This window comes from Mesorhizobium sp. M7A.F.Ca.CA.002.04.1.1 (genome assembly GCF_004022805.1).
Taxonomy (GTDB): domain Bacteria; phylum Pseudomonadota; class Alphaproteobacteria; order Rhizobiales; family Rhizobiaceae; genus Mesorhizobium; species Mesorhizobium ciceri.
This window is the reverse complement of the sequence record NZ_RZPL01000269.1, coordinates 1-6,825: the sequence shown is the minus strand read 5'-3', so window position 1 is coordinate 6,825 and position 6,825 is coordinate 1. Positions and strand designations below refer to the sequence as shown.

Here is a 6,825-nt window from a genome sequence, read left to right as displayed (position 1 = left end):
TCCTTGACCTGTGCGGTGGCGGCGACGTCGGCGAGCTGGATCGGCCCCGCCGTGGCGTGCGCCGCCGACAGCCTGAGATCGAGATTGATCTTGTCGGCGAAACTTGTGTCGATTTCGCCAGGCCCCGCCCCTCCGGTCGGCACCAGCGGGGTGAAGGCCGACAGAAACGATCTGAGGTCGAGCGTGTCGAAGGCGAGCGTGCCGGAGATCACCGGTTGTGCTTCACCAAGCGAGAGGTCCAGCGCACCCATCCCCGGATTGTTGTCGAGTGCAATCGCCGTGTTGTCGAACTTGACGCGCCCGCCGGTCGCGGTGATCTTGCTCGAAATGCTGACCGAGCCGATCGCCGCACCCGGAGCGATGCCGGCCTGCGACCATTCCAGGACACGCCGCAGCGAGGGTGCCGAGAACTTCGCTTGACCGTCGAAATAGGTATTTTCAGACATGCTGGCCGTGCCGTCGAACGAGAAGGTGGCGGGCGCCGCCTTGAAGGACAGTGTCAGCGGCGCCGTGCCGCCGGCAAACAGCACAAGCGGTTTGGCCGAGGCGACGTCCAGCGCGACGCTTTCGCCCCGCCAGATGCCGGTTGCCGACAGCGTCGCATTGCTGTTCATCGCCGCCCAATTTGCCTGACCGTTCAAACTGCTCAGGATCTCGACGTCCTTGCCGCCGATGGAGGCTACCATGCGGCCGTCACGAAACTCGACCGTGCCGAAGGTGTCGGTAGGCAGCTTGTCGAGGTCCGGTTTGGCGGGGTCGGCGTTGACCAGGCCGCGCGCCGTGTCGATGGAGCGCGTGATGCGCCCGCCGGTCGGGACAGCGGGCAGGAAAAGGCCGGCAGGCGTGCGCTGGACCCGGATCGTCGGCCGCACCAGCCGCGCCGTCGAAAACACCACGTCGCCGCGCAAGGCCGCCATGGCGGAAAGGTCGACCTCGACCCGTTCTGCCTCGACCACCGGCGGCGCCTCGGTGTCGGTCCATTGTGACAGCGTCACATCGGTCAGGATGGCGCGGAATGTCGGCCAGACCTCGATACGCGGCGAACCGTCGATGGCGACACGGAAGCCGCTCCACGCACTCATTTCCCAGGCGATGCGGTCGCGCACGATACGGGTGGAGGCAATCAGCGGCAGGGCGGCAACGACCAGCGCGACGACGATCACGGCAGCGCCGATCGCCCATATTCCGCGCCGGATCATAGATGATGGCATATGGCCCCGTATGCTTCCATTCCGACAATCGCCCGACGGGTGTAACCCCAGGTGTCACCACGACCCCGGTCGTCACCACGGCCCCGGTCGTCACCACGACTCCAGTCGTGACCAGGACTTCCGGCCGTCACTACGACTTCAAGTTGTCACTACGACTTAGGGCTGAGGCATTTCAAGTCTTTATGGCCCGGCGATGGCATTTGCGCACATCTGGTCGCATCAGCCGAACAAAATCTTGCTCTGCTGCGCTGCGATATGCATAAGCGATGGCGACCGTGGAGGAACGATCATGGCTGCCGAACAACCGCTCTGGACCCCGACGCAAGACCAGATTGACGCAGCACCCTTGACCGCCTTCACCAAAGCCGCCGGAGTCAAAGCCGGCGTAGCGTTTTCCTCGTATTCGCAGCTTCACGCCTGGTCGGTCGAGGACCGTGAAGGGTTCTGGAGCCTGGTCTGGGATTTCTGCGGCATCGTCGGCGACAAGGGCGACAAGCTGCTCGTCGACGGCGACAAGATGCCCGGCGCTTCTTTCTTTCCCGATGCGACACTGAATTTCGCCGGGAATCTGCTGAAGAAGACCGGCTCAGGCGACGCAATCGTGTTTCGCGGCGAAGACAAGGTCGAGCGCCGGCTGTCCTGGAACGAGTTGCACGCGCTGACCTCGCGGCTGCAGCAGCTTTTCCTGTCGCTCAAGGTGAAGAAGGGCGACCGCATTGCCGCCATGATGCCCAACATGCCGGAGACCGTCGCCGCCATGCTGGCCGCCGCCTCGGTCGGCGCCGTCTGGTCGTCCTGCTCTCCCGATTTCGGCGAGCAGGGCGTGCTCGACAGGTTCGGCCAGATCGAGCCCGTCGTCTTCATCGCGCCGGATGGCTATTGGTACAATGGCAAGGCGATCGAAGTCGCCGACAAGATCGCCGCGGTCGCGGCCAAGCTCGGCACTGTCCGCAAGATCCTGGTCGTCGACTATCTCGGCACATCGAGCGATGTCGCCGGGATCATCGACAAGGCGGTGGCGCTGGAAGAGGCGCTGTCGCCCTTCGCCGGCAAGCCCGTCGCCTTCGAGCCGCTGCCGTTTTCGCATCCGCTTTACATCCTGTTTTCGTCGGGAACGACCGGCATTCCCAAATGCATCGTCCATTCGGCCGGCGGCACGCTGATCCAGCATGTCAAGGAACACCGGCTGCATGCCGGTCTCACCGACGGCGACCGCTTTTTCTACTTCACCACCTGCGGCTGGATGATGTGGAACTGGCTGGTGTCGGGGCTCGCTTCGGGTGCGACGCTGCTGCTCTATGACGGTTCGCCCTTCTACCCCGACGGCAATGTGCTGTTCGATTTCGCCGATGCCGAGAAGATGACTTTCCTCGGCACCTCGGCCAAGTTCATCGATTCCGTGCGCAAGGCCGGCCTCAAGCCGATCCGCACGCATGATCTGTCCACTGTGCGGGCAATCTCCTCCACCGGCTCGCCGCTGTCGCCGGAAGATTTCCGCTTTGTCTATGACGGCATCAAGAAGGACGTACATCTGGCCTCGGTCTCCGGCGGCACCGACATCGTCTCCTGCTTCGTGCTCGGCGTGCCGACGCAGCCGGTCTGGACCGGCGAGATCCAGGGACCCGGCCTCGGCCTGGCCGTCGATGTCTGGGACGACGACGGCAGGCCGGTCCGACAGGAGAAGGGCGAGTTGGTCTGCGCAAAAGCCTTTCCGGCGATGCCGATCGGCTTCTGGAACGACCCCGATGGCAAGAAGTACCGGGCGGCCTATTTCGAGCGCTTCGACAATGTCTGGTGTCATGGCGATTTCGCCGAATGGACCGAGCATGGCGGCCTCATCATCCATGGCCGCTCCGACGCCACGCTCAACCCGGGCGGGGTGAGGATCGGCACGGCGGAGATCTACAATCAGGTCGAGCAGATGCCTGAGATCCTGGAAGCATTGTGCATCGGACAGGACTTCGACAACGACGTGCGCGTCATCCTGTTCGTGCGCCTGGCCGCCGGCGTGCAGCTCGACGAGGATCTGGAAAAACGCATACGGGCAAAAATCCGTAGCGGCGCGAGCCCGCGTCACGTGCCGGCAAGGATCGTCGCCGTCACCGACATCCCACGCACCAAGTCGGGCAAGATCACCGAGCTTGCGGTGCGCGACGTGGTGCATGGCCGCGCCATCAAGAACAAGGAGGCGCTCGCCAATCCAGAGGCGCTTGAGCTGTTCAAGAACCTGCCGCAATTGGCCGAGTAGCTGCTAATGCATGTCGCTCAAAAGTGGCCCGGTTTTGAGGCAACGACACGTATGAAAAAGTGACTTCGGAATGGTTAACGAAATATCTCGCTAGAATTTACCTAGATTTCATGAGTGGTACACATTCGTAAATTTTCCGGCGCCCCGGTAAGGGGTTGTTAAGGTCCGGCGTCGATAGTCGCAGGTAACTTGAGGGAGAAATCCCGTTCCTCAGCCCCGAGGATCCGAATTCGCTCAAGCCCCCGTTGTGACAGCAATCCCATCTCTTAAGGCGCCTTTGGGCGCCTTTTTCTTTTTATCGGGATCGAAGCGTGGAGGGCTGATCTATTCCGCGAGCACACGGGTCGATGGAAAAGCGACCTCGACCAAGGTGCCTTCGCCCGGGGTCGAATTGATGGTGAACCGGGCACGGTTGGCTTCCACCATCGCTTTGGTCAAAGGCAGTCCAAGCCCGGTGCCGTCGCCGCGTCCGCGCTTCAGCGCGTTGATCTGCTTGAACGGCTTCAGCGCCTGCTCGATCTCGGCATGGCTCATGCCGATGCCGGTGTCGCGCACCCGCATGACGACGTCGCCCGACGTCTCATAGGCGGTCGAGACGATCACCTGGCCGCCGGCCTGGGTGTAGCGGATGGCATTCGACAGGATGTTGAGCGCGATCTGGCGCACGCTGCGCAGGTCCGCCACCACTTCCGGCAGCCGCGAAGCGAAGCTGGAGCGGATGATGACCCGTTCGCGATTGGCCTGCGGCTGCATCATCGCCACCGTCTCGGCCAGCGTGTCGTTGAGCGACACCGCCTCATAGGCCATCTCCTGCTGGCCGGCCTCGATCTTGGAGATGTCGAGCAGGTCGTTGACCAGGTCGAGCACATGATTGCCCGAGCGGTTGATGTCGCGCAGATAGTCGCGGTAGCGGTCGTTGGCGACAGGTCCGAACTTCTCGTCGACCATCAGTTCGGAAAAGCCGATGATGGCGTTGAGCGGGGTGCGGATCTCGTGGCTGATGCGGGCGAGGAAATCGGTCTTCTGCGAGGACGCGCGCTCGGCCACCGCACGTGCCTGCGTCAAGTCCTCTTCGGCCCGCTTCCACTGCGTGATATCGCGAACGACGGCGCAGAAGCCGCTGTCGTTGGGCAGCCGGCCGATGGTCATGAACAGCGGAATGAAGCGGCCTTGCGATTCGCGACCGATCACCTCACGGCCGTCGTTCATGACACTCGCCACGCCGGGCTCGGACAGTCCGTTGAGATAGTCGCGTGCCGCGCGCTGACTTTCGATGGCAAACAGCGAGGCGAACGGCTTGCCGGTCACATCGTCGCTGTCGAAGCCGAACAGTGCTTCGGCCGGCCGGCTGATCGATCGGATGGTGCCGTCACGGCCGATCAGCACGACGCCGTCGGTGGCGGTGTCGATAATGGTGCGCATCTCGGCGATGCGCACCTTGAGCTCGGAAATATCCGGCTGCGTCTGCTCGTCGCCAACCACATGCAGGCTCGCCGGCGCATCATCCTCGCCGGAGCGTCGCACGACCAGCATCAGCGCCTTGCCGTCGCGCCAGGGGACAGAGCGCAAAATGGCCTCGATCGGGAATTCCTGTCCATCACGCGTCTTCAACCGCAGCGCGCGATCGGTGCCGTCGGAAACGCCGTCGTCGGCATAGGGGTCGGCAAACAACGCGCCGAGGCCGCCGGCATCCGCCAGATCGTCGAGCGCCTCGTAGCCGGTCAGGCTGAGGAATTCCTCGTTCGCATAGTGCAACTGGTCTCCGGAATGGATGAGCAGCGGCACGGGCAGCTTACCGAGCAGCGACGTGTCCGGGGCCTTGTGTTCATCTCCGGCGGAAAACGCCGACGGCACGAACCCTTCGGCCTTGAGCGGCGGAACCTGCAGGCGAGGGCGCTCGACGCGTATTTCCGCAGCGTCGCCTGCATTGACGGCCTGCGCGGCAACCGCCTGCTCGTCAGGCGATGCGGCTTCCTCGTCGGGCTGCGCCCAATCCTCGCTGTCTTCGGCATCGCGAAAATCTGCTGACGTCATGCTGTCGTCATCGAGGACATCATGTGTCGCGTCAGTGGCTTCAGGCTCTTCGCCGGGCGAAACCGCAGCGGTGTTCTCTGGTTCCGCCGCCACGGGGCCACGTTCGTCATCTTGGCCGGCATAGTCCAGCAACGAGCCCGTCACATTCATCCCAGGGGGGGCTTCACGAGCCGCTTCGTCCGGGTGACCGTCAAGCCGTGCCAGATCCTGCTCGTCTTCGGCATCGACATCGGTCTCGGATGGCTCGACCGGTTCGTTCTCTGGCCCTGACGCAGGGATGCCGCCGGTGCGCATCGGGTCGTCGGACGCCTTGACCGGAGCCTCGGTCTCCGCTGCCGACGCCTCAGCAGTCTCAGTCTCTGGTGGCTCGACCGGAGCACTCTCCTTCTTCAGCCGCTCGCCGATTTCGCGGAAGGCGCTGCGTTCCAGGGTCGAGAGGCCCTTGTCGTTGGCTGGCTGGCGATGTTCGGCGAGCCGGATCACCTTGTCGGCAAAGCGCCGCTCCTGTTTCGGCACGATGGTCAGCGCCGGCACCTCGCCCTTGAACGGATCCGATGCCTGAGCGTCCTCGGCCCTGGGCTCCTCAGCGTTCGGCTGTTCGGGCGCGGGTTGGATGACTTGCGGTTCCGGCGTTGCCGGCGCCCGGCCATTGGGCACCAGCGCCATGCCGATGGCCTCCGGATCGACGACCGCGTCGCTGGCGCGGGCAACGCCGAAGCCGCGGAAACCCTCGAAGGCGCGGCTGCGCCCATAGACAGGCAGCGCCGCCAGGTCGACGGGTATCTTCAGATCGGTGCCGACGACCGGCCACAGCACGGAGCGTCCGGACCAGGTATCGCGCCGTTCGAGGAGCCCCGATATCTCGCCCGAGGGGTCGAGGCCGAATGTGGCGGCGACATCCCTGAAGCGTCGGCCAATCACGTCGGCCGCCGGCTTGCCGACGATGTCGGCGAATTCCGGCGACAGCGCGCTGAACTTGCCTTCGGCATCGGTGCGCCAGACGAAGCGCACCGGCGCCGCTGCGCGGTCTATCGCCGAGACGGTCGTCGGCGTGGCCGCGGAGGTGGACTGGACTTCCAGGGCCGCCGGTTCTTGAGGCGCTTCAGGTCCGGACGCAGCTGGTCGCGGCGCCTGTTCCCCTCCGTCCTCGCCGGCGTTGAAGTACCAATGGTCGTGTTGCGCCGGTGTGGGCTCTGCTGCCGCCTGATCGCTGTTGGCAGCCGTCGGCGCCTGCCCGATCACGTCGGTGATCGCATGCGGCTGCGATGCGGCGACGTCCTCGGTCGGCAGTGCGGCGCCTGGTTCCTCGGTCGGCGTCTCGCCACCCTGTTC

Annotated in this window: 3 protein-coding genes; 1 reads left to right on the top strand and 2 read right to left on the bottom strand. The window is 64.3% G+C overall.

Annotation, left to right across the window (positions count from 1 at the left end; all coding sequences use genetic code 11):
- On the bottom strand, window positions 1-1,211 hold a 1,211-nt coding region (locus ENZ75_RS15785; protein ID WP_127244070.1), incomplete at its 3' end, for an AsmA family protein.
- Between the two features lie 289 nt (window positions 1,212-1,500).
- Between ENZ75_RS15785 and ENZ75_RS15780 the strand changes: the two genes are divergently transcribed.
- Window positions 1,501-3,459, top strand: coding sequence for an acetoacetate--CoA ligase (locus ENZ75_RS15780; RefSeq protein ID WP_063170466.1), 1,959 nt, complete (start codon window positions 1,501-1,503; stop codon window positions 3,457-3,459).
- Between the two features lie 324 nt (window positions 3,460-3,783).
- Here the strand turns inward: ENZ75_RS15780 and ENZ75_RS15775 are convergent.
- On the bottom strand, window positions 3,784-6,825 hold a 3,042-nt coding region (locus ENZ75_RS15775), incomplete at its 5' end, for a PAS domain S-box protein (protein ID WP_128278174.1).

Excerpts from the sequence above, each read along its gene's own strand:
- ENZ75_RS15780 (WP_063170466.1), top strand. The coding sequence starts at position 1,501 with ATGGCTGCCGAACAACCGCTCTGGACCCCGACGCAAGACCAGATTGAC.